The sequence below is a fragment of the Chromatiales bacterium genome (genome assembly GCA_014762505.1).
In the GTDB taxonomy this organism is placed as follows: Bacteria; Pseudomonadota; Gammaproteobacteria; order SpSt-1174; family SpSt-1174; genus SpSt-1174.
This window is the reverse complement of the sequence record JABURS010000019.1, coordinates 19,315-40,928: the sequence shown is the minus strand read 5'-3', so window position 1 is coordinate 40,928 and position 21,614 is coordinate 19,315. Positions and strand designations below refer to the sequence as shown.

Genomic DNA, 21,614 nt, shown 5'->3' with positions numbered 1-21,614 from the left:
CGGGTTTCTGTGCCCCTTGGCCCACGATGCGTCTCCCAGCTGCCTGGGCCCTGCATTGCGTACCCGGGGCATGCCCCTCGCGGATTTATAACATATATAACATTTACATATAATATGGCCTGCCCCTGCACGCCCGAGTATAGACGCCTGAACGGCATCTACCGGATCCCGGCCGGGAACTGCCTGGGAAAAAGCTGGGAGATATACCGGGACGACATGCGGGGACGCGGGACACTGCATCCGCAGGACCGGAGCACAGGGGCGAGGGCCTCGTGCGTGAAGAGATGCAGCCGGTACGCCAGCTACCCCGTTGCCAGCCCCAGCACCACGCTCACGATTCCCCACATGACCAGCACGAAGCCGACGGTCGCGATGAGCGCGATGGCGATGAAATGTACGGGATTGCCCTTCTCGAAATCGCGCGCACGGTTGGACTCGCTCTGCACGCCGAAGAAGGCCGACAGCACGCTCTTCAGCGTACCGAGAAAACCGACCGATTCCTGGCGACGCTCGTCGTTCATCACGTCTGCTCCTTGCGTTCGGGTACCTTGAGCAACAGTAGCGCGCCGAGGATGAAGAACACAAGCAGGGAGAAGATGGCGATGCGCGGACTGCCGGTGAGCACGCCGACTATGCCCATGAGGAAAGGACCCGCCACGGCCGCGAACTTGCCCAGCATGTTGTAGAAGCCGAAGAACTCGGCGGCCTTGTCCTGCGGAATGAGGCGCGCGTAGAGCGAACGGCTGAGCGACTGCACGCCACCCTGTACCAGGCCGACGCCAACCGCAATGGCGAAGAACTCCCAGAGCTCGGTCATGAGCGCGCCCCAGACCGTGATCGCGGCATAGGCGGCCAGGCCGATGTAGATGCCGGTCTTCGGCCCGATACGCTCGCCGAGCTTGCCGAAGGCGATGGCGGCGGGGAAACCGATGAACTGGATCATCAGCAGGGCGAGAATCAGGTCACCGGTGGAGAATCCGAGCGCCGCGCCATAGTCGGCCGCCATGCGCACGATGGTGTCGACACCGTCGATGTAGAGCCAGTAGGCCAGCAGGAACCACCAGACCTCGCGATAACGCCGCACCTCGTGGAAGGTATCGATCAGCTGGCGAAAGCCCCCCTTGACCATGCCCGCACGCGGCGTGGCGTGTGGCGTCTCCTTCACAAGGAAGAGCAGCGGCATCGTGAACAGCAGCCACCAGATGCCCACCAGCAGGAAGGACAGGCGTACGGCCGCGGCATCGTCCGCAAAACCGAAGTCGGCGGGATTGAGCACCATGTAGACGCAGAAGGCGAACAGGAGGCCGCCGCCGAGATAGCCCATGGCATAACCCAGACCGGAGACGAAGTCGTACTTGTGACGCGGGGCCACGTCGACCAGCAGTGCATCGTAGAAGATGTTCGCGCCCATGAAGCCGATGCTGGCGGCGGCATAGAGCATGGCGGCAAGCAGCCACTCGCCCTGTGCCACCCAGTAGAGACCGAGCGTCATGGCAATACCGAGCAGGGCGAAGAGGCTCAGGAAGCGTTTCTTGAAGCTGCCCTGGTCGGCCAGCGCACCGAGGAGGGGGGCGCTGAGCACGATCACCAGGCTGCCGATGGAATTGGCCATGCCCAGGTGCAGGGTGATCTGTGCGCTGTCCTGTCCTGCGCTCCAGTAGGAACGGAAGAACAGCGGGAAGAAACCGGCCATGACGACGGTGGCAAAGGCGGAATTGCCCCAGTCGTAGAGCGTCCAGGCCAGCATGCGGCGCCGATCCATGGAGTGATGCATCATTTGCGAAACAGCCACAGCAGTAGCGAGAGCACGAGACTGGCGAGGAGCATGGTGGCAAGCGGGAAATACGCCTTGAAGCCCGGTCGCTCGATGACGATGTCGCCCGGCAGGCGGCCGATGGGCAGCTTGCCGAGCCAGGGCCAGAGCAGGCCCGCGAGGAGGATGACGATACCGATGATCACCAGGGTCTTCTGCATGGCCATCCTCTCAACGCCACTGTGAGATCAGGCCCCCCAGGCCCCGCTGCTCCAGTTCGGTCGCAAGCCGCCCGCGCTGCGCCGGGCTCAGGCCGTCGCGCCAGTGGATGAGCTCGCCCACCAGACGATAGCGGTATTCGGCATCGATGGCGCCAATCTCTTCCAGGGCCTCGTCCAGCGCCTGTGCCGAGACCGTCGCATCGGTCAGGGCCTGCCGCAACCGCGCCTCGGGCACCGCGCGCTGCTCCTCGCGGCGCGCGGCACGGATCTCGGCGAAGCGGCGCACCGATTCCAACGCCAGGGCCTGGTCGGGGGTGAGACCGAGGTCGGCGGGGGCGATCAGCATCACCGCCGGCCGTGGCGCCGGTAAAGCCGCCTGGGAACGGGCAAAGAGATAGGCGTTGGCGAACAGCGAGAGCGCGAGCAGACCGAACAGCACCCGAAGCTTGAGCATTCGTCCTCCAGCATCCCGTCGTGAGTTGGATCATTTGGCCACAGGGGGCACAGGGATCACAGAGGACCATGCCTGTGCCTACCCTTGGTTTGGCGTTGTACAGTCTTCTCCCGGGCCATCCCGATCCCTACGCCCCGGCACGCCCGAGGGCCCGCATCCGTTCCAGCCAACGCTGCCGGCGGGCATCGCTGGTGTCAACAAGCCCCAGCAGCGTGCTGCGTACCGGCCCGAAGCCGCAAAAGCCCAGGATATGGCGCCTGAGCAGCTTCAGGCTATGGGCACCGAAATACCAGCGGTAGATGAAGGCCGGCATGCCCATGGTGATCACCACGCGCGCGCTGCGCCCCCTGAGCCGTGGGCGCATGCGCCGCCCACCCTCGAAACCGAATCCCGGCCGGAACACCTGCTCGAGAAAGGCCTTGAGCAGCGCGGGCATGTCGCCAAGCCAGAGCGGATGCAGGACCAGCAGATGCTCGGCCCACTCGATGTGCTGCTGTGCATCAATAATCGCCGGCGGTGCCTCGCCGTGGTCGAAGTCCTGCTTGTTGCGCAGCAGTGGAAAATCGAGTCGTCCCACCTCGATCACACGCACCTCGTGGCCGGCCGCCTCCGCGCTCTCGCGATACGCCGCTGCCAGCGCGTGGTCGAGATGCGAAGGGTCCGGGTCCGGATGCCCCTGGATGATGACGATGCGCCTGGCCATACTCCCCTCCTCTGCCCCTCGGGGCAACGGGACCAACGGCCTCATGGTCGCGCATCGGGGCACCGGGTGCAAAGTCAGCCGGACGGGACTCCCGCCCGGCCCCGAACACAGGCAACCGTAGGAGCGCTGCAAGGCGCGATCAGGGGTGGCGCATTCCCCCGGAACGCTGCACTCAGCCGCCGTGCTCGCGGGTCGCGTGGAACTCGATCTCCGGCCACTTCTCGATGGCCATCTGCAGGTTCACGCGGGTGGGCGCGATGTAGACGAGTTCACCGGCATGATCCAGGGCGAGGTTGGTGGCGGCCTTGTCCTTGAACTGCTCGAACCGCTTCTTGTCGTCCGAGGTCACCCAGCGCGCGGTGTTCACGTTCACGGCCTCGAACTGGCAGTCGACGTTGTACTCGTCCTTGAGACGCTGCGCGACCACGTCGAACTGCAGCACACCGACCGCACCGAGGATCAGGTCGTTGTTGGTGAGCGGACGGAACAGCTGGGTGGCGCCCTCCTCGCAGAGCTGCGACAGGCCCTTCTGCAGCTGCTTCATCTTGAGCGGGTCACGCAGCTGCGCGCGACGGAAGAGCTCGGGCGCGAAGTTGGGGATGCCGGTGAAGGCCAGGTCCTCGCCCTGGGTGAAGGTGTCGCCGATGCGGATGGTGCCGTGGTTGTGCAGGCCGAGGATGTCGCCCGGGAAGGCCTCATCGACATGCTCGCGATCCGAGGCCATGAAGGTCAGCGCGTCGCTGATCTTGACGTCCTTGCCGATGCGCACCTGGCGCAGCTTCATGCCCTTGGTGAAGGTGCCGGAACAGATGCGCATGAAGGCGATGCGGTCGCGATGCTGCGGGTCCATGTTGGCCTGCACCTTGAAGATGAAGCCGGTGAGCTTTTCCTCCTGGGGCTCGACGACGCGCGTGGTGGTCTCGCGCGGCTGCGGCGCCGGGGCGTACTCGACGAAGTCGTCCAGCAGCTCGCTGACGCCGAAGTTGTTGATCGCCGAACCGAAGAACACGGGCGTGAGTTCGCCGGCGAGGTAGGCCGCGTGATCGAACTCGTTGCTCGCCGCCTGCACCAGCTCGATCTCGTCGCGCAGCTCGCGCGCCTGGTCACCCAGCAGCTCGTCCAGGCGCGGATTGTCCAGGCCCTCGATGACCTCGCCCTGTTGCACCTTGCCCCCGTGCGCGGGACTGAACAGGTGAACGGCATTGCGATGCAGGTGGTACACGCCCTTGAAGCGCTTGCCCATGCCGATGGGCCAGGTGACCGGCGCACAGCGGATGTTGAGCACGTTCTCGACCTCGTCCAGCAGCTCGATGGTCTCGCGGCCCTCGCGGTCGAGCTTGTTGATGAAGGTCATGATCGGCGTGGTGCGCAGGCGACAGACCTCCATCAGCTTGATGGTGCGCTCCTCGACGCCCTTGGCGGCATCGATGACCATCAGCGCCGAGTCGACGGCGGTCAGCGTGCGGTAGGTGTCTTCCGAGAAGTCCTCGTGCCCCGGGGTATCCAGCAGGTTGACGATGCGTCCCTTGTACGGGAACTGCATCACCGAGGAGGTGACGGAGATACCGCGCTCCTTTTCCATGGCCATCCAGTCCGAGGTCGCGTGACGCGCCGACTTTCTGCCCTTGACGGTACCGGCGAGCTGGATCGCACCGCCGTAGAGCAGCAGTTTTTCGGTGATGGTGGTCTTGCCGGCGTCGGGGTGCGAGATGATCGCGAAGGTGCGACGACGGCCGAGTTCCTCGAGAAAGTCGGACATGGACAGGACTGTGTGGGTATGGGTCGGAAGAAACGGTCCGGCATTATACCGGATTCACGCGGGCGGCATCAGGCATCCGCGGCGGGCAGCAGCTCACGGATCAGCACCAGGGCGTCCTCGCGTCCGGCCGCGGAGGGGTAGTAGTTCTTGCGCCGGCCGACCTCGGCGAAGCCCTCGGAGCGGTAGAGCGCAAGCGCGTTCTCGTTGCTCGGGCGCACCTCGAGCAGCACCCGCGCGGCGCCGGCGAGCCGGCTCATCTCCACCAGGTCGCGCAGCAGGCGCCGGCCCAGCCCCTGCCCCTGCAGCTCCGGGCGCACGGTGAGGTTCATGACATGGTACTCGTCCACGGCAAAGGTCATCACGCCATAGGCCATGAGGGCCTGGGTGCCACGATCCTCGTACACCCAGCAGGAATAGCCCACGCGCAGGCAGTCGTGGAAGATGCCGCGCGTCCAGGGATAGGGGTAGGCAAGGACCTCGATCGCCATCACGGCGTCCAGGTCGTCGGTGCGCATGCGCCGCAGCAGCGGGTTGGGCAGGTCGCGGACGGCGTTCACGCCCGCCCCCTTCAGCCGACCTCGCCGGCCATCACCCGACAGGCCAGCTTGAGGTCGTCCCAGGCCTTGCGCTTGTCCTTCGGCATGCGCAGCAGATAGGCCGGGTGGTAGGTGACGATCACCGGGATGTCCGCTCCTGGCAGGCGGTGCACCTGGCCGCGCAGGCGCGAGAGCGGCGCGTCGGTGCCGAGCAGGGTCTGTGCGGCGATCCGGCCGACCACGAGGATGAGCTTCGGCCGGATGAGCGCGATCTGGCGATCGAGCCAGGGCCGGCAGTTGGCCGCCTCCTCGGGCCGCGGGTCGCGGTTGTTCGGCGGACGGCACTTGAGGACGTTGGCGATATAGGCCTGCTGGCGGTCCAGCGCGATGGCCGCGAGCATGGCATCGAGCAGCTTGCCGGCGCGACCGACGAAGGGCTCGCCCTGGCGGTCCTCCTCGGCGCCCGGGGCCTCGCCGATCACCAGCCAGTCGGCATCCGGATTGCCGACGCCGAACACGGTCTGGGTACGACTGGCGGCCAGTTCCGCACAGCGTGTGCAGGCGGCGACCTGTTCCCGCAGCCCATTCCAGTCGAGCTGTTCGATGGCCACGGCCGGTGATGCCGCCTCATGCGGCACCTCGACCAGTGGCGGGGCGACGGGCGCCACCGGCTCCGGTTCTTGCGCTGGTGATGGCGGGGACGGGACCGGTGCGGTGACGGCCTGCGCCGATGTGGCCGCGCGTGGCAACGGACCTCGCGGCACCCAGAGCGGGATGCCCATGGCCTGCAGGTAACGGCGTTGTCGTTCGTCGTGCATGGTCGGGTCTCGCACACGCGAGGGGCCGGTCATGCCGGCCCCTCGGTTCCTATACGCCGTCCCGCTGGGGATGGGCGCGCTGGGTCTGGTCCACCAGCTTGTTCAGCGCGTTGAGATAGGCCTTGGCCGAGGCGATGACGATGTCGGTATCCGCCCCCAGGCCGTTGACGATGCGCCCGGCCTTCTCCAGGCGCACGGTCACCTCGCCCTGCGCATCGGTGCCGCTGGTGATGTTGTTCACCGAGTAGAGCTGCAGCTGGGTGCCGCTGGAGACAATCTCCTCGATGGCGCGGAAGGCCGCATCCACCGGCCCGCTGCCGGCACACTCGCCGGCCTTCTCCTCGCCGTCGACGCTGAGCGTGATGCCCGCCACCGGCGTCTCGCCGGTCTCCGAGCACACGCGCAGGGCCAGCAGCTTGTAGCACTCGTCCTCGACCGCCGTGCTGGCCTCGCTGACGAGTGCCTGCAGGTCCTCGTCGAAGATGTCGTGCTTCTTGTCGGCCAGGTCCTTGAACTTGGAGAAGGCCAGGTTGAGCTCTTCCTCCGTCTCGAACTCGATGCCGATCTCCTGGCAGCGGGTGCGGAAGGCATTGCGGCCCGAGTGCTTGCCGAGCACGATGCGGTTGGCGCTCCAGCCGACGTCCTCGGCACGCATGATTTCGTAGGTCTCGCGCGACTTGAGCACGCCGTCCTGGTGGATGCCGGACTCGTGGGCAAAGGCATTGGCGCCGACGATGGCCTTGTTCGGCTGCACCGGGAAGCCGGTGATGCCGGACACCAGGCGCGAGCAGGGCACGATCTGCGTGGTGTCGAGGTCGGTGTCGCAGGAGAAGACGTCCTGGCGCGTGCGCACGGCCATGACGATCTCCTCCAGCGAGGCGTTGCCGGCACGCTCGCCCAGGCCGTTGATGGTGCACTCCACCTGGCGCGCCCCGTTGAGTACGGCGGCGAGCGAGTTGGAGACGGCCAGGCCCAGGTCGTTGTGACAATGCACGGAGAACACGGCCTTGTCGGCGTTCGGCACGCGCGACATGAGGTTGCCGATGAGCTCGCCGAACTGCTGCGGGATGTTGTAGCCCACGGTGTCCGGGATGTTGATGGTGGTGGCACCCGCGTCGATCACCGCCTCGATCACGCGGCAGAGGAAATCGAGCTCGGAGCGCCCCGCGTCCTCGGCCGAGAACTCGACGTTGTCGGTGTGCTGGCGGGCACGCTTCACCGCGCGCACGGCCTGCTCGAGCACCTGGTCGGGCTCCATGCGCAGCTTCGCCTGCATGTGGATGGGCGAGGTGGCGATGAAGGTGTGGATGCGCGCCGAGTTGGCGTCCTTCAGGGCCTCGCCGGCACGGTCGATGTCCTTGTCCAGCGCACGGGAAAGCCCGCACACGGTGCTGTCCTTGATGCTGCGGGCCACCGCCTGCACGGCCTCGAAGTCGCCGGGGCTGGCGATCGGGAAACCGGCCTCGATCACGTCCACGCGCATCTTTTCCAGGGCCTTGGCGATACGCACCTTTTCGTCCTTGGTCATGGAGGCGCCCGGGCTCTGCTCGCCGTCGCGCAAGGTGGTATCGAAGATGATGAGTTTGTCTTTGTCCGCCATGTTCACATTCTCCGTTCGACCCGCGCCGGGCGGATCGTCTGAATCGGGATAGTGTACCGGATCGTCCTGGCCAGCAGGACTCCGAAATAGATAAAGAATGGGTGCGTTTCGCCTCGCCAGGCCAGATGGACGCCGCTACAGCGGCAGTCGCAGCACAAGCAGGGACAGATCGGACAGGCACAGACGCGCGACACCGGCGGAGGCGGTGTGCGGGAACGCAGTCTGTGACATCGGATGGGGCATTGATTGGTCAATCGATAATCAGTTGCAGTTGGATCCACTATAACGGCCGAAACCGGCCTTGCCAAGTATCGGGGCGGGATTTTCTAGCCGCCGTCCCCGGCATCGGGCTCCTCGGAGGACTCCTGCGCCCGTTCACGCTTGCGCCGCCAGCGGATCACGGCCAGTACCGGCCCCGAGAGGGTGTAGATGCCGAAGGCCGCGAGCAGGATCTTGGGCGGGTCCAGCGAGGCGACCACGAAGACCACCACCACCAGCAGCATGGCGATGAACGGCACCTTGTTGCGGAAATCGATGTCCTTGAAGCTGTAGTAGCTGATGTTGCTCACCATCAGCAGGCCCACGATCACGGTGACCGCCAGGGCCACGTAGCGCAGGGCCTCCCCTTCCACCTCGAGGTCGTTCAGCACCCAGACCATGCCCATGAGCACGGCCGCCGCCGTCGGGCTCGGCAGCCCCTGGAAGAAGCGCTTGTCGGCGACGCCCACCTTGGTATTGAACCGGGCCAGCCGCAGGGCCGCGCAGGCCGTATAGAGGAAGGCGGCCAGCCAGCCGGTCTTGGCCCAGCCAAAACCCAGGGGATCGAGGTAGACCAGTGCCCACTGATACATCACCAGGGCCGGGGCCAGGCCGAAGGAGACCATGTCGGCGAGGCTGTCGTACTCGGCACCGAAGGCGCTCTGGGTATTGGTCATGCGCGCCACGCGCCCGTCCACGCCGTCCAGCACCATGGCGATGAAGATGGCCACGGCCGCCGCCTCGAAGCGACCGGCCATGGCGGCGGCGATGGCGTAGAAACCGGCAAACAGCGCCGCCGTGGTGAACAGGTTGGGGAGGAGATAGATCGCGCGATGCGACTTCTGGTCTTCAGTGCTCATGCGCATCCTGCATAGACGTGTATGTCGGACCGATTATGTTAGCCATGCACGAAGGAAGCAATCACGTCGCTCCCCGCCAGCAGGCGCTGCCCCGGCGCCACGGCCACGCGGGCAGTGGCCGGCAGATAGACGGTGACCGGCCGGCCGAAGCCCATCAGGCCGCAGCGCCGCCCCTGCCCCGTGCGTTCGCCCGCCTGTGCGCTGCAGTGCATGAGCCGGAACCGTCCCTGCAGATCAATGGCCACCACGGCATCATCGCCCTCGTCGGTCTGCATCCAGATGGCGAAGTGCCCGGGGGGGAGCTCGTCCTCGTCCTCGCGCGTGCGTTCCGGCCACCAGCGCTCCGTGATCTTGCCTTCCACCGGGCTATGTACGTTGAACTCGCCGAACCAGTGCTGGCGGATGCGGATGACCAGGGCCTCGCGCTTGAGATAGGGGTCACGTGCCTCGGACACCGAGGTCACCACGCCATCCACCGGACTGACCACGGCCAGCGGTCGCGACGGCACCAGCCTCCGCAGGTCGCGCAGCAGAAAGGCCAGCAGCAGGAGCATCAACCAGAACACCGCCGCCACGACCAGCGGCAGATAGATCGAGGCCAGCACGGCCACGGCCAGCAGCACCAGTACGAACAGACGGGCCTCGCGCGCGATCGGGAACATCAGTCCTCCACAACGAAAAAGGCCGGCGGTACTTTTGCCCCGCCGGCCCCTGTTGCTCAGTTCTTCGTCTTGTCGACGATCTTGTTCGCCGTGATCCAGGGCATCATGCTACGCAGCTTCTCACCGACCTCCTCGATGGGGTGCTCGGCGTTCTGGCGGCGGCGCGCGGTCATCTCGGGATAGTTGGTCTGCCCCTCGAGGATGAAGCGCTTGGCATATTCACCGGTCTGGATGTTGTGCAGGGCTTCCTTCATCGCCCAGCGGCTCTCTTCGTTGATGACCTTCGGACCGGTCACGTACTCGCCGTACTCCGCGTTGTTGGAGATGGAGTAGTTCATGTTGGCGATACCGCCTTCGTACATCAGGTCGACGATGAGCTTGAGCTCGTGCAGGCACTCGAAGTAGGCCATCTCCGGCGCGTAGCCCGCCTCGACCAGGGTCTCGAAGCCGGCCTTCACCAGCTCCACGGCGCCGCCGCAGAGCACGGCCTGTTCGCCGAACAGGTCGGTCTCGGTCTCGTCACGGAAGGTGGTCTCGATGATGCCGGTGCGGCCACCGCCGATGGCGGAGGCGTAGGACAGCGCGATGTCGCGGGCCTTGCCGGAGGCATCCTGTTCGATCGCGATCAGGTCCGGGATGCCGCCGCCCTTGGTGAACTCGGAACGCACGGTGTGGCCCGGGGCCTTGGGCGCGATCATGATCACGTCCATGTCGGCACGCGGCACGATCTGATTGTAGACGATGGCGAAGCCATGCGCGAAGGCCAGCACGCCACCCTTCTTCAGGTTGGGCTCGATCTCGGCCTTGTAGAGCTGGGACTGGAATTCGTCCGGGGTCAGCATCATGACCACATCGGCGGCGGCCACGGCCTCGGCCACCGGCTTCACGGTCAGGCCGGACTTCTCGGCCTTGGCCACGGAGGCGGAACCCGGGCGCAGGCCGACGGTGACGTCGACGCCGGAATCCTTGAGGTTGTTCGCATGGGCGTGGCCCTGGGAGCCGTAGCCGATGATGGCGACCTTCATCCCCTTGATGATGGAGAGGTCGCAGTCTTTGTCGTAATAGATCTTCATTGGATGTTCCCCACGTAAAGCCAGTGATTCAAAGGTTCTGGACGCCGCCGGTCGGCGGCGTCGGAAATCGATGCTCAGATCTTCAGCGCCACGTCGCCACGCGCGATGCCCATGACGCCGGAACGCACCACCTCGAGGATGACACTGCCTTCCAGCGCGGTGATGAAGGCGTCGAGTTTGTCGCCGGTGCCGGTGAGCTCCACCGTGTAAGTGGTGGCAGCGACGTCGACGATGCGGCCGCGGAAGATATCGACCAGGCGCTTGACCTCATCGCGTTCCGCCGAGCCCTGTGCCTTGACCTTCACCAGCATCATCTCGCGCTCGATATGGCGATGCTCGGTGAGATCCATGAGCTTGACCACGTCCACCAGCTTGTTCAGCTGCTTGGTGATCTGCTCGATGATCTGGTCGGACCCGCGGGTCACCAGGGTCATGCGCGACAGGGTCGGGTCGTCGGTGGGCGCCACGGTGAGCGACTCGATGTTGTAGCCGCGCGCCGAGAACAGGCCGGCCACACGCGACAGGGCCCCGGACTCGTTTTCGATCAGTATGGAGATGATGTGCCGCATGACTTACACCAGGATCATTTCGTTCTGCCCCGCACCGGCGGGAATCATGGGATAGACGTTCTCACCCTGGTCGGTGATGAAGTCCATGAAGACCAGGCGGTCCTTTAGCTTCATCGCCTCCTTGAGCGCGCCCTCGACATCGGCCGGCTTCTCGATGCGCATGCCGACGTGTCCGTAGGCCTCGGCCAGCTTCACGAAGTCCGGCAGGGCATCCATGTAGGACATGGCGTAGCGGCCCTGGTAGAAGAACTCCTGCCACTGACGCACCATGCCCATGTAGCGGTTGTTGAGGTTCACGACCTTGATGGGCAGCTGGTACTGCAGGCAGGTGGACAGCTCCTGGATGCACATCTGGATGCTGGCCTCGCCCGTGACGGTGCAGACCAGCTCCTTGGGGTTGGCCATCTGCACGCCCATGGCGGCCGGCAGGCCGAAGCCCATGGTGCCGAGTCCCCCGGAATTGATCCAGCGGTTGGGCTTGTCGAACTTGTAGAACTGCGCCGTGAACATCTGGTGCTGACCCACGTCCGAGGTCACGAAGGCATCGCCCTTGGTCACTTCCCAGAGTTTCTGGATCACGTACTGCGGCTTGATCAGCTCGCTCTCGCGGTCGTACTTGAGGCAGTCCATGGCGCGCCATTCCTCGATCTGCTTCCACCAGGCGTCCAGCGCCTTGGCATCGGGCTTTTCCTTGCGCGCCTTGAGTTCCTTGATCAGCTCCTTGAGCACATGGTCCACGTCGCCCACGATCGGCACATCCACCTTCACGTTCTTGGAGATGGAGGCCGGGTCGATGTCCAGGTGCACGATCTTCGCATGCGGGCAGAACTTCTCGATGTTGCCGGTCACGCGGTCGTCGAAACGTGCCCCGACGGCGATGATGAGGTCGGCATGGTGCATGCCCATGTTGGCCTCGTAGGTGCCGTGCATGCCCAGCATGCCGACGAACTGCCGGTCGGTGGCCGGATAGGCGCCCAGGCCCATCAGCGTGTTGGTGATGGGATAACCGAGGTACTTCGTGAAGTCGGTCAGCGCCTTGGAGGCATGGCTCAGGATCACACCGCCGCCGCTGTAGATCATGGGCTTCTCGGCCGCGAGGATGAGATCCACCGCCTTCTTGATCTGGCCCAGATGCCCCTTCACGGTCGGGTTGTACGAGCGCATCTTCACCGTGCGCGGGTACTTGAACTCGGCCTTGTTGGCGGTCACGTCCTTGGGGATGTCCACCACCACCGGACCGGGACGGCCGGTGGTCGCCACGTAGAAGGCCTTCTTGATGGTCTCGGCCAGGTCCTTCACGTCCTTGACCAGGAAGTTGTGCTTCACGATCGGGCGCGTGATGCCCACCGTGTCCACTTCCTGGAAGGCGTCGTTGCCGATGAGCGCGGTATTGACCTGGCCGGAGAAGACGACCAGCGGTACCGAATCCATGTAGGCGTCGGCAATGCCGGTGATGGCATTGGTGGCACCCGGGCCCGAGGTGACCAGCGCCACGCCCGGACGGTCGGAGGATTTCGCGTAGCCCTCGGCGGCGTGCACCGCGCCCTGCTCGTGACGCACGAGGACGTGGGTCACGTCCTTCTGCTTGTACAGCGCGTCGTAGATGTGCAGGACCGCACCACCGGGATACCCGAAAATGACATCTACGCCCTCTTCCTTGAGGCAACGGACGAAGATTTCGGCACCGGTCAGTTCCACTTGCAAGTCCCCATACGGAAGTTTCTCAGAAACACGCCTACCGTCCCATAACCGGCCGGGAGAAAAAACCCCATAAAATCAACACGATTGCCGCCGAGGGTACGGAAAGCGAAAGACTTTAATCTTAACCGCTTCGATTCAAGATTTCACGAACTATTAATATTGCGCGTGGCCGGGGGAGATCCGGCCCCGCGGGCGGGCCGCCGACGGCATCAGCCGTGGCGGGCGCTCAGTTCGGAGATCTCGGCCAGGTGCTCGCGGGCCCGGCCGATCAGGTCGCGGGGCAGACCGTTCTTCTCGGCGATGGTGAGCCCCAGCGAGACGCCGGGTACGCCGATCTGCAGCTGGTAGGTGGGCACCAGGCGCTCGTGGTCGAACTGCATGGAGGCGTTGACGATGTTGGCGTGACGGTCGGCGTAGTCCTTGAGCGGCGAGAGGTGGGTGTTGACGATGCCCTGCACGCGGCGCTCCAGCAGCTCGTCCAACACCGCCATGGCCAGTGCCGCGCCCTCCTCCGGGTCGGTGCCGGTGCCCAGCTCGTCGAGCAGCACCAGGGTGTCGCCGTCGGCCTCGTCGAGGATGCGCTTGAGCACCTCCACGTGGCCGGCGAAGGTGGACAGGTGGTGGAACAGGCTCTGGTGGTCGCCGACATCGACGATCACCTTGCGGTAGTTGCCGATCACGCAATCCTGTTCGGCCGGGATGTGCAGGCCGCAGTAGGCCATCACCGTGAGCAGCCCCAGGGTCTTGAGCGCCACGGTCTTGCCACCGGTGTTGGGCCCGGTGATCAGCAGGATGGTGTCCTCGCCGCCCAGACGGATCGACAGCGGCACGGGCTGCGGGCCGCGGCCGCCGGCGAACTGCAGCAGCAGGAGCGGGTGATAGGCCTGGTTGAGCTCCACGCCGGCCGACTCGCTCAGCGTGGGGGCGTGGCCGTGCATGGCGCGGCTCAGCTCGCCGGCGGCCAGCGCGAGGTCCACCCAGGTGATGGCCGCGAGCAGCTGCTGGAGGGACTCGACGTGCTCGCGGATCACGCCCGTGATCTCGCGCAGCAGGCGCTGCTGTTCGCCGGTGATCTTGCCGTTCACCGTCTCCAGCTGGTTGTTGTGCGGCACGGCCTCCATCGGCTCGATGATGACGTCGCGCCCGCCCATGGCCGAGCCACGGCGCACCCCCTTGACCTTGTCGGCCTCGGTACCGCGCAGGGTGATCACGGCGCGCTCATTGTACCAGTCGACCCGGTTCGCATCCTCGAACTGGTCCTTGATGTCGGCCTTCGCCATGCGCTTGCGCACCACGTCCTCCACCTGCTCGCGCAGCGCCCGGCGCTCGCCGAAATAGCCCACCAGGGCCTCGCTGGCATCGTCACGCAGGGTACCCGCGCCCACCAGGGTACGGGCGAGGATGTCGACGATCGGCTGCGGCGGACGCAGTTCAGCCAGATCGCCGGGATAGAGTCCGGGCCGGCCGGCCAGGGCATCGGCCAGCCGGCTGCCGGCGTTCATCACCACCTGCAGGTTGTACAGCGCCTGGCTGCTCAGGGCCGCGCCCGGGGAGGCGGCCTGGCGCAGGGCGGCGCGCACGTCCGGCAGCTGGCCGATGGACGGGGCCTGGCCGGCGTCGACGAGCTGGCGGGCCACCGTCACCGCCTGCTGCATGTTGCGGGCGATGTCCAGACTCGGCGCGGGCTCCAGGGCGCGGGCCGCGTCGGCCCCGTAGGGGGTGGCGGTGAGCTTTTCCAGGAGCCGGCGGATGGCGTCGAACTCCAGGGCCTTGAGGTCGGCTTGCATCGGGTCTCGTCTCCGGGCGGGGCGGTTACACGCCCTCGGCCTTCTGGTACATGGCGAGGTAGTCCTTGCGCGGCAGCGGCGGGAGCTTGGCCACGGCCAGCACGTCGTCCAGGTGCTCGGGCGTGCTCATGCCCACCAGCGAGGTGCCGATGCCGGGCGTGGACCGGTTGAACTGCAGGGCGCGCTGCGCGGGATTGGCGACGTTGCCGATGGCACGCTCCACCACGTCCATGGACTGCTGCGCCAGATGGCCCTTGAACATGCTGTGGCTGGCCATCATGTACACGTCGAGCTGATGCGCGGCCTGCACCGGCGAGCCGACGTTGCCCTGCCCGGTGGCGGTGTTGAAGCGCGTGAAGCCCTCCAGCATCACCTGGTTGAAGGGCATGGTCATGAGCTTGAAGTGGTGGCGCGCCATGTCCTGGCCGGTCGCGGCCTGCGCCGCCTTCTCGGCCAGGCCCTGCATGGAGGTGATGGACTGGAACAGCTTGTCGTCGGTCTCCACCCGCAGGCTGTCGAAGGTGGCGATGCCGTAGTAGCGGATGCGGCCCTCGGCAACGGCCCGCTCCAGCACCTCGAACACCGGCAGCAGCTTGCGGTTGAGCGCCTCCTTGCCGATCTCCGGGATGTGCACCTCGGGCTGGTCGACGAGGAAGGCGTCCAGCGTCTCCACACCCATCAGGTTGCGCGAGAGCTCGATCTGGTAATTGATGTAGGCCGGCGTGAGCAGATGGCAGCCCTTGGCCAGGTCCTCCATGCTGCCGTAGCCCTGCGCCACGATCTCCTGCTCGAACCAGGCCTGCATGTCGGGCGGCGGCCCGCCGCGCAGGGTGAGGAAGCCCCCCTTGGAGATCAGGAACATGGCCTCGCGCGGCACGCCGGCCTCGACCGCGGCACGCACGCCCGCCCCCACCGCGGCCAGCGAACGGCCGTAGCGGTAATGCGCACCGGTGTCGATGACGTTGACGCCGGACAGCAGGGCACGGGTGACGATGGCCGCGATCTTCGCATCCACCTCGGGCGTGGCCGCGCCCGGGAAGGTGCCCACGCCCAGGCTCGAGAGCTGCATGCGTGCGCGCAGGAACTCGCTGTAATGGCCCTCGGCCGCGTGCCCCTCGCGCTGGTGCTGCTCGGCGTAGGCGCGGGTGGCCTTGGCGTTGGCATGTCCGGTGATCAGGGTCGGTTTTGGCTGCATCGTCACGGGTATCGGTTGGACTGCGGTCGTAAACCGCAGAAGGTTATCAGAATCGGGGCCGGGCTTCAGCGCACGGCGGCCCCGGCGAACAGCGGGTGCGTGTCCAGCACCCGGTCGGCCAGCGCACGCACCTCGGCGCGCAGCTCGCCCTCGTAGGCGGGGTCGAGCCGGCTGGCAAACAGGCCTTCGAAATACTCCTCGTCCTCGTCCTGGTCCCAGTCCACCGCGCGCAGCAGGGCCTGTCCCGCATCCGGCAGCTCGGCGGGGAGCTCACGCCCGGAGAGGATGGCCCACACGCCGACCCAGCAGCGCGCCAGCACCAGCGGGTGATAGCCGCCGCCGCCCACCGCCAGCAGGCGCGGCGTGCCGTCGGCATGCGTCGGGCTGTCGTCGAGGATGCGCTGCACCAGCTCCAGGAACAGCTGCGTGGAGATGCGGAACTTGCCGAGCGGGTCCGGCCGCAGGATGTCGGTACCGGTCTGCAGCACCACGACCTCCGGTTCGAAGGCCGCCAGCACCGCGGGCCAGACCCGGGTAAAGACGTGACGGTATTCGCTGTCGTTCATCTCGCGGGGCAGCGGCACGTTCACGGCATTGCCCTGCGGCCCCGTATCCGTCACCTGCCCGCCCTTGAAGGGATAGGCGTACTCGGTGTCCATGTGCAGGGAGAAGGTGCAGACGCCGGGGTCGTCGCGAAAGGCGTATTCCACGCCGTCGCCGTGATGCGCGTCGATATCGACGTACAGCACGCGCAGCCCTTCCTGGCGCAGGCGCAGGATGGCCAGCGCAGGGTCGTTGAAGAAGCAGAAGCCCTGGGCGGAATCCGGCAGGGCGTGGTGCATGCCGCCGGCCGGACTGAAGGCGACGCGGCCCTTCAGCACCTCCTCGGCGCCCTGGATGCTGCCGCCGGTGGCGGTGGCGGGCGTGGCGAAGAAATCCGGGAAATACGGGTTCTCGTAATTGCCGATGTTGTGGCGCTGGCGGTACTTGTCGAACACCTTGCCCACGGCCTCGCAGCGCTGCATGGCCGAGACGTACTCGCGGGTGTGGAACCACTGGAGCTCGCGCGGCAGGGCCTTGCGCGAGGGCAGGTATTCGGTGGCCTCGTCCAGGGCGCCGTAGGCGCGGATCAGGTCCAGGGTGAGCGACACGCGCGGGATACCGAGCGGGTGGTTGTCACCGTAGGAGTGCCGGCGATAGCGCGCGGCGGCGGTGAGTACCGCCTTGCGGGTCGGCGGGACGGCCACGGGGTTCGCGTTGAGATCGTCGGCAGTCTGGCTCATGGACAGGGGCGCTCAGCGGCGCAGGCGCAGGTAGATCTCGGGCAGTCGGGCCGGCAGGTCCGCCGCGTGGTCGATGACGGTGTAGTGCCCGGGGCCGAAGATCGCCGGGAGGTACTCGCTGCCGGAGGGGTCGAGCGTCACGCAGAAGGGGTGGATGCCGCGATCCACGGCCTCCTTCATCGCCATGCGCGTGTCCTCGTGCAGGTAGCGTGTGTCGCCGCCGTCGTCGTAGTCGGCCGGACGCCCGTCGGTGAGCAGCAGCAGCAGACGATGATGGGCGGACACGCCGTTGAAGCGCTCGATGGAGTGACGGATGGCCGCACCCATGCGGCTGGCCAGGCGGCCGGAGACGGCGGCGATGCGCGCGCGCACGTCGGGGTTCATGGTCTCGTCGAAGTCCTTGAGCACGTAGTAGTTCACGTTGTCGTGGTTCTTCGAGGCGAAGCCGCAGATCGCGTTCGGATCGCCGACGTCGTTGATCGCCTCGGCGAACATCATCAGGCCCGCGCGCAGGTGGTCGATGAGCTTGCCCTGCCCGCCGGCATGGCTCGCCATGATGGAGGTGGACATGTCGGCCAGCAGCATCACGGCCGTGTCGCGGTGCTGGCGGGTGCGGTGGCGGTAGATGAAGGGCTTGGGCGAGAGCCCGGCCTTCTTCTCGGCGACGAACCCCACCGCCGCCTCCATGTCGAGTTCGTCGCCCTCGAGCTGGCGGCGCAGGGGCGCCATGCGGCTCGGGCGCTGCATCTCCAGGGCGCGGCGCAGGCGCTTGAGCGCCCCGGCATGATCGGCGCGGATCATCTCCGCGCGTTCGGGTTCCATCTCCTCCAGCCGGCGTTCCTGCACCCGCGCCCACTCGTGGATGTAGCGTTGCTCGCGGTAGTCCCACTCGGGATAGGGATAGCCCTCGGTGAGTTCGTGTACGGTCGCCCCGCGGCCGACCACCTGGGCCGGCATGGGGATGCCCACGCCGATGCGCCCGCCGCTGCCGGAGGTGTTCTCCTGCGGCACGTTGATGTCCGGGTCGGGGTCGACCTGGCGCATCTCCTGCGTGGTCTGCGGCTGCTCTTCCTTCTGCTTCTCGGCCTCGGCCTTGTTGTCGGCGTGCACGTCGTAGTCGTTGACGTAGACCTCGTCCTGCCAGCGCCGGCGCGGGTATACCGGGCGACCGGTGTTGTGCCCGTGACCCGGCAGGTAGGCGTCGTCGCGCGCGTCGATACCGATCTCGGGAAACTCGGCCTCGTCGAACAGCCCGCGGGACACGCGGAAGGCATCCACCACGCTGGCGTCCTCCGCCAGCAGCGGCTGCAGGCGTGCATCGAGACCGCGCCCCAGGGCCAGGGCCTCGTACTGGGCCAGCGCGTAGCGGTAGAACACGCCGGCCGGACCCTGCGGCTGCTCATGCGCGTCGGCCAGGTGCACCACGCGTCTGAGGTAACCGGGGATGAGGGTGTCCAGGCGCGCGTCCACGCGCAGGTCCTCGCAGAGGTCGAACAGCACCTGGAAGCGGAACATGCGCTCCTCGAAGTGGGCGTAGAGCGGACGCCAGGTGATGCGCTGATCGGCGTCGACGGGCGGGTGTTCCATGCCCAGCTCGCCAAACAGCGCCTCGATGTGGTCGAGGAAATAGGTGTCGAAGCGCAGGTGCCCCATGGTGTGGAGCACCGCGACGATGGCCTCCTCGCGCCCCTCCAGCACGGCGGGCAGGTAGAGGGTATGCCCGTCGGTGTCCATCATCGGGCGCCCCCGGCCCGGACGCCAGTCGCCATCGGCCAGCGGCACCAGGTGGCCGAACCAGGCCGTGGTCAGCAGCTGCAGGAAGCGGCTGTGGCGCCGCGGGCGGTAGCCCGGCATGCCGTCCAGCAGCAGGCGCAGGCTCTCCTCGCTCTCCAGCCGAAAGTATTCCTCGCCGCGCGAACGGCCGGCCTGCATGATGTCGGCGCCGCGCCGTGCCCAGCTCTCGATGCCCGCCACGCCGACGATGTTGCGCGCGATCACCGCCCCCTCGAGATAGGCATCCAGCGTCAGGCCGCGCTCGTCAAAGAGCTTCTCGGCCGGGGCGATCAGGTCCTCGATACCCTCGATGCCGCGCCCGTCGCCGAGTTCGCGGAAGGGGGCGCGGAAGTAGTGCGCGGCGTCCTCCAGGTGGCGCTCACACCAGCGCAGGCCGATGTCGTACCAGCGCTGCTCGGCCTCGCGGCCCCATTCGGCCGTCACGTCGCCCACCTGGGCCATGAAGCCCTCGAGCGCCCCCCAGGAATTCACCCACTTCGAGAAGCCGCGGGCCTGCGCCACCCAGAAGTCCACCTCGCCGGTCTTCTCCACCACCGCGGGGCTGGCGCGCATGAAGACCTTGCCGGCCTCGCGATCGTGGAAGAACAGGTCGCGGGCGGCCTCCAGCCAGCGCAGGGTCGGCTGGGCGCCCAGCGGCTCCAGCACTGGCAGCGCCTCGCGGGCATCGCGCTGCGCCACGAAACTGATCTGCTCCAGGTGCTGGAGGATCTCCTGGATCTCTACGAGGGCTTCTGCGTCGGTCATGGGGCTCGTCGGTCAGCCCCGGCGCATACCGGCCGGGGCGTTTGCCTGCAGGATGGACGGGGCGGCCTACTCGTCGGCGGCGCCGAAATGGGCGCGCACGATCTCCTCGATGGCCTCGACCAGCTCCGGATCGTCGGTCAGCGGGTGGATCATCGCCGCGCGGCAGGCCTCGATGGGATCGACACCCGCCTGGATCAGCGTCCCGGCGTAGGTGAGTGCGCGGGTGGAGGTGGCCTCCTCCAGGCCGTGGTCCTTGAGGGCGCGGGCCTTGCGGCCGGCGGCCACGAGCTTGTCCACGATCTCCGCGTCCAGCCCGCCCGATTCCTTGGCCACGATCTGGCGCTCGATCTCCTCGTTCGGGTAGTCGAACTGCAGGGCGATGAAGCGCTGCTTGGTGGAGGGCTTGAGGTCCTTGAGTACGGTCTGGTAGCCCGGGTTGTAGGAGATCACCAGCATGAAGTCCTCGTGGGCCTCGATCATCTGGGACTTCTTCTCCAGCGGCAGCACGCGACGGTGGTCGGTGAGCGGGTGGATGACCACGGTGGTGTCGGTGCGCGCCTCGACGATCTCGTCCAGGTAGCAGATGGCCCCCTCCTTCACCGCACGCGTCAGCGGGCCGTCGTGCCAGACGGTCTCGTCGCCTTCCAGCAGGTAGCGGCCGACCAGGTCGGAGCTGGTCAGGTCCTCGTGGCAGGCCACGCTCACCAGCGGGCGCGTGAGCCGGTAGGCCATGTACTCGACGAAGCGGGTCTTGCCACAGCCGGTCGGGCCCTTGAGCATCACCGGCAGACGTTTCTTGTAGGCCGCCTCGAACAGCTCGATCTCGTTACCCTGGGCGACGTAGAACGGCTCCTGCCCGGCCACCGGTTTCTGCACGGCATCCTGTTCCACACCGCGCAGGCGATTGATCAGATTCTTCATCGAAATACTCCAAACGTCGTTCGGCGCCGCAGCCAGGGGCCCGGCATGGGATTGGTCTGCAGGGGCTAGGGCAGCCGGTCTTCCTGCAGGCAGCGCGTACGCAGATAGAGGTACACGTGACGCAGCGTGCGCACCATCATGGTCGCGGGACGTGGCGGCAGGGCATCGGCCCGGTCGCTGGCCAGACAGTTCTGGTAGAACACCAGCTCGCGCACGTTGTCCCGCACCGCGTTCAGGCTCGGATCACCCTTGACGAAGGCCTTCTGCACCTCCAGCAGGTCGTCCGAGGCCGGCATCGGCTTGCCCGCATGCCCGGCATAGGCCAGCAGCAGGTCCCGCATGATACCAGCCCCCTCGGGCAAGACCGACCCCAGCTCGCCCAGCGAACCCTCGCGTTCTGCGGCCTCCAGCGCGCCAATGCGCGCGTCGAGGTCATCGAGACGGTCTTCCAGCCAGCGATTGCGCTGCTGCGGGTCCTGCGGGATGTCATGTGGCATGGGTGTACGAAAATCCTCTCAAATGCGGTATGATGATCGGCTGTATTATATCCTACTAATATACTCAGAAATAGTTCAACGAAATAGTTCACGGGGAGCCGCGATGAAACTGCTCAAGATGATCAAACTGAACAACCTGCAGTACAACATGAACCGCGACCCGCAGGTCTACCGTCGCTCGGTGAACAAGGATTTCCGTCTGCAGGCCCTCCTCAACGGCAGCGGCACCGCCAGTGCGAAGTTCGAAGTGGACGGCAAGGTCGTCGGTGAAGGCAAGGTCGACCTGCCCGGCACCTTCGAAACCAAGTTCAGCTACGATACCGCCGGCACCCGCATCGGCACCCTCGTCATCGAGGGCAACGGCGAGAGCGTGAAGGAAGACATCCGCATCGACGTGATGGAACACGACTGGATCGGCTAAGCGCC

Annotated in this window: 21 protein-coding genes; 1 reads left to right on the top strand and 20 read right to left on the bottom strand. The window is 66.4% G+C overall.

From position 1 onward, the window contains the following. Positions 1-302 precede the first annotated feature (302 nt). The 20 genes from HUJ28_01850 to HUJ28_01755 all read right to left on the bottom strand — a co-directional run bounded on the left by HUJ28_01850 (position 303) and on the right by HUJ28_01755 (position 21,188). Positions 303-521, bottom strand: coding sequence for a DUF2970 domain-containing protein (locus tag HUJ28_01850; GenBank protein ID MBD3618202.1), 219 nt, complete (start codon positions 519-521; stop codon positions 303-305). Continuing rightward, entirely contained in the window at positions 521-1,777 is a 1,257-nt protein-coding gene (locus HUJ28_01845) for an MFS transporter (GenBank protein MBD3618201.1), read from the bottom strand. The genes HUJ28_01850 and HUJ28_01845 overlap by 1 nt, the downstream gene beginning before the upstream one ends. Next, positions 1,774-1,974: a DUF2905 domain-containing protein gene (locus HUJ28_01840; GenBank protein MBD3618200.1), complete on the bottom strand. Its 201-nt coding sequence runs from the start codon at positions 1,972-1,974 to the stop codon at positions 1,774-1,776. The genes HUJ28_01845 and HUJ28_01840 overlap by 4 nt, the downstream gene beginning before the upstream one ends. Before the next feature lie 10 nt (positions 1,975-1,984). Then, positions 1,985-2,428 carry a hypothetical protein gene (locus HUJ28_01835; protein MBD3618199.1) on the bottom strand — a complete coding sequence of 148 codons (444 nt, stop codon included), beginning with the start codon at positions 2,426-2,428 and terminating at the stop codon, positions 1,985-1,987. A gap of 127 nt (positions 2,429-2,555) precedes the next feature. Further along, positions 2,556-3,131, bottom strand: coding sequence for an NAD(P)H-dependent oxidoreductase (locus tag HUJ28_01830; protein MBD3618198.1), 576 nt, complete (start codon positions 3,129-3,131; stop codon positions 2,556-2,558). 172 nt (positions 3,132-3,303) lie between these two features. Next, a complete protein-coding gene (locus HUJ28_01825; protein MBD3618197.1) occupies positions 3,304-4,890 on the bottom strand; it encodes a peptide chain release factor 3 in 1,587 nt (528 codons plus the stop codon). A gap of 68 nt (positions 4,891-4,958) precedes the next feature. Beyond that, positions 4,959-5,405: a ribosomal protein S18-alanine N-acetyltransferase gene (gene rimI, locus HUJ28_01820; GenBank protein MBD3618196.1), complete on the bottom strand. Its 447-nt coding sequence runs from the start codon at positions 5,403-5,405 to the stop codon at positions 4,959-4,961. A 53-nt stretch (positions 5,406-5,458) separates the two neighbouring features. Continuing rightward, positions 5,459-6,244: a uracil-DNA glycosylase gene (locus tag HUJ28_01815; GenBank protein MBD3618195.1), complete on the bottom strand. Its 786-nt coding sequence runs from the start codon at positions 6,242-6,244 to the stop codon at positions 5,459-5,461. A 49-nt stretch (positions 6,245-6,293) separates the two neighbouring features. Further along, positions 6,294-7,844 carry a 2-isopropylmalate synthase gene (locus tag HUJ28_01810; GenBank protein MBD3618194.1) on the bottom strand — a complete coding sequence of 517 codons (1,551 nt, stop codon included), beginning with the start codon at positions 7,842-7,844 and terminating at the stop codon, positions 6,294-6,296. A 326-nt stretch (positions 7,845-8,170) separates the two neighbouring features. Then, a complete protein-coding gene (gene pssA / locus HUJ28_01805) occupies positions 8,171-8,962 on the bottom strand; it encodes a CDP-diacylglycerol--serine O-phosphatidyltransferase (GenBank protein MBD3618193.1) in 792 nt (263 codons plus the stop codon). 38 nt (positions 8,963-9,000) lie between these two features. Beyond that, positions 9,001-9,624, bottom strand: a complete 624-nt coding sequence (locus tag HUJ28_01800) for a phosphatidylserine decarboxylase (GenBank protein MBD3618192.1) — start codon at positions 9,622-9,624, stop codon at positions 9,001-9,003. A gap of 56 nt (positions 9,625-9,680) precedes the next feature. Then, positions 9,681-10,697 carry a ketol-acid reductoisomerase gene (ilvC, locus tag HUJ28_01795; GenBank protein MBD3618191.1) on the bottom strand — a complete coding sequence of 339 codons (1,017 nt, stop codon included), beginning with the start codon at positions 10,695-10,697 and terminating at the stop codon, positions 9,681-9,683. 74 nt (positions 10,698-10,771) lie between these two features. Further along, entirely contained in the window at positions 10,772-11,266 is a 495-nt protein-coding gene (gene ilvN, locus HUJ28_01790) for an acetolactate synthase small subunit (GenBank protein ID MBD3618190.1), read from the bottom strand. Between the two features lie 3 nt (positions 11,267-11,269). Then, a complete protein-coding gene (locus HUJ28_01785; protein MBD3618189.1) occupies positions 11,270-12,964 on the bottom strand; it encodes an acetolactate synthase 3 large subunit in 1,695 nt (564 codons plus the stop codon). Positions 12,965-13,176: 212 nt separating this feature from the next. Then, on the bottom strand, positions 13,177-14,754 hold the full coding sequence (locus tag HUJ28_01780) for a DNA mismatch repair protein MutS (GenBank protein ID MBD3618188.1): 1,578 nt from the start codon (positions 14,752-14,754) through the stop codon (positions 13,177-13,179). A 25-nt stretch (positions 14,755-14,779) separates the two neighbouring features. Then, positions 14,780-15,949, bottom strand: coding sequence for an aldo/keto reductase (locus HUJ28_01775; protein MBD3618187.1), 1,170 nt, complete (start codon positions 15,947-15,949; stop codon positions 14,780-14,782). A gap of 65 nt (positions 15,950-16,014) precedes the next feature. Then, positions 16,015-17,232, bottom strand: a complete 1,218-nt coding sequence (locus tag HUJ28_01770; protein MBD3618186.1) for an acetoin utilization protein AcuC — start codon at positions 17,230-17,232, stop codon at positions 16,015-16,017. Positions 17,233-17,244: 12 nt separating this feature from the next. Further along, positions 17,245-19,770: a VWA domain-containing protein gene (locus HUJ28_01765; protein ID MBD3618185.1), complete on the bottom strand. Its 2,526-nt coding sequence runs from the start codon at positions 19,768-19,770 to the stop codon at positions 17,245-17,247. A gap of 66 nt (positions 19,771-19,836) precedes the next feature. Beyond that, positions 19,837-20,691 (bottom strand): CbbQ/NirQ/NorQ/GpvN family protein, encoded by an 855-nt coding sequence (locus HUJ28_01760; GenBank protein MBD3618184.1) that lies wholly within the window; start codon positions 20,689-20,691, stop codon positions 19,837-19,839. Between the two features lie 65 nt (positions 20,692-20,756). Next, on the bottom strand, positions 20,757-21,188 hold the full coding sequence (locus HUJ28_01755; GenBank protein MBD3618183.1) for a hypothetical protein: 432 nt from the start codon (positions 21,186-21,188) through the stop codon (positions 20,757-20,759). 103 nt (positions 21,189-21,291) lie between these two features. On the opposite strand from HUJ28_01755, the gene HUJ28_01750 reads away from it, so the two are divergent. Beyond that, positions 21,292-21,609: a hypothetical protein gene (locus HUJ28_01750; protein ID MBD3618182.1), complete on the top strand. Its 318-nt coding sequence runs from the start codon at positions 21,292-21,294 to the stop codon at positions 21,607-21,609. The last annotated feature ends 5 nt before the right edge of the window (positions 21,610-21,614 follow it).

Excerpts from the sequence above, each read along its gene's own strand:
- HUJ28_01850 (MBD3618202.1), bottom strand. The coding sequence starts at position 521 with ATGAACGACGAGCGTCGCCAGGAATCGGTCGGTTTTCTCGGTACGCTG.
- HUJ28_01845 (MBD3618201.1), bottom strand. The coding sequence starts at position 1,777 with ATGATGCATCACTCCATGGATCGGCGCCGCATGCTGGCCTGGACGCTC.
- HUJ28_01840 (MBD3618200.1), bottom strand. The coding sequence starts at position 1,974 with ATGCAGAAGACCCTGGTGATCATCGGTATCGTCATCCTCCTCGCGGGC.
- HUJ28_01835 (MBD3618199.1), bottom strand. The coding sequence starts at position 2,428 with ATGCTCAAGCTTCGGGTGCTGTTCGGTCTGCTCGCGCTCTCGCTGTTC.
- HUJ28_01830 (MBD3618198.1), bottom strand. The coding sequence starts at position 3,131 with ATGGCCAGGCGCATCGTCATCATCCAGGGGCATCCGGACCCGGACCCT.
- HUJ28_01825 (MBD3618197.1), bottom strand. The coding sequence starts at position 4,890 with ATGTCCGACTTTCTCGAGGAACTCGGCCGTCGTCGCACCTTCGCGATC.
- rimI (MBD3618196.1), bottom strand. The coding sequence starts at position 5,405 with ATGCGCACCGACGACCTGGACGCCGTGATGGCGATCGAGGTCCTTGCC.
- HUJ28_01815 (MBD3618195.1), bottom strand. The coding sequence starts at position 6,244 with ATGCACGACGAACGACAACGCCGTTACCTGCAGGCCATGGGCATCCCG.
- HUJ28_01810 (MBD3618194.1), bottom strand. The coding sequence starts at position 7,844 with ATGGCGGACAAAGACAAACTCATCATCTTCGATACCACCTTGCGCGAC.
- pssA (MBD3618193.1), bottom strand. The coding sequence starts at position 8,962 with ATGAGCACTGAAGACCAGAAGTCGCATCGCGCGATCTATCTCCTCCCC.
- HUJ28_01800 (MBD3618192.1), bottom strand. The coding sequence starts at position 9,624 with ATGTTCCCGATCGCGCGCGAGGCCCGTCTGTTCGTACTGGTGCTGCTG.
- ilvC (MBD3618191.1), bottom strand. The coding sequence starts at position 10,697 with ATGAAGATCTATTACGACAAAGACTGCGACCTCTCCATCATCAAGGGG.
- ilvN (MBD3618190.1), bottom strand. The coding sequence starts at position 11,266 with ATGCGGCACATCATCTCCATACTGATCGAAAACGAGTCCGGGGCCCTG.
- HUJ28_01780 (MBD3618188.1), bottom strand. The coding sequence starts at position 14,754 with ATGCAAGCCGACCTCAAGGCCCTGGAGTTCGACGCCATCCGCCGGCTC.
- HUJ28_01775 (MBD3618187.1), bottom strand. The coding sequence starts at position 15,949 with ATGCAGCCAAAACCGACCCTGATCACCGGACATGCCAACGCCAAGGCC.
- HUJ28_01770 (MBD3618186.1), bottom strand. The coding sequence starts at position 17,232 with ATGAGCCAGACTGCCGACGATCTCAACGCGAACCCCGTGGCCGTCCCG.
- HUJ28_01765 (MBD3618185.1), bottom strand. The coding sequence starts at position 19,770 with ATGACCGACGCAGAAGCCCTCGTAGAGATCCAGGAGATCCTCCAGCAC.
- HUJ28_01760 (MBD3618184.1), bottom strand. The coding sequence starts at position 20,691 with ATGAAGAATCTGATCAATCGCCTGCGCGGTGTGGAACAGGATGCCGTG.
- HUJ28_01755 (MBD3618183.1), bottom strand. The coding sequence starts at position 21,188 with ATGCCACATGACATCCCGCAGGACCCGCAGCAGCGCAATCGCTGGCTG.
- HUJ28_01750 (MBD3618182.1), top strand. The coding sequence starts at position 21,292 with ATGAAACTGCTCAAGATGATCAAACTGAACAACCTGCAGTACAACATG.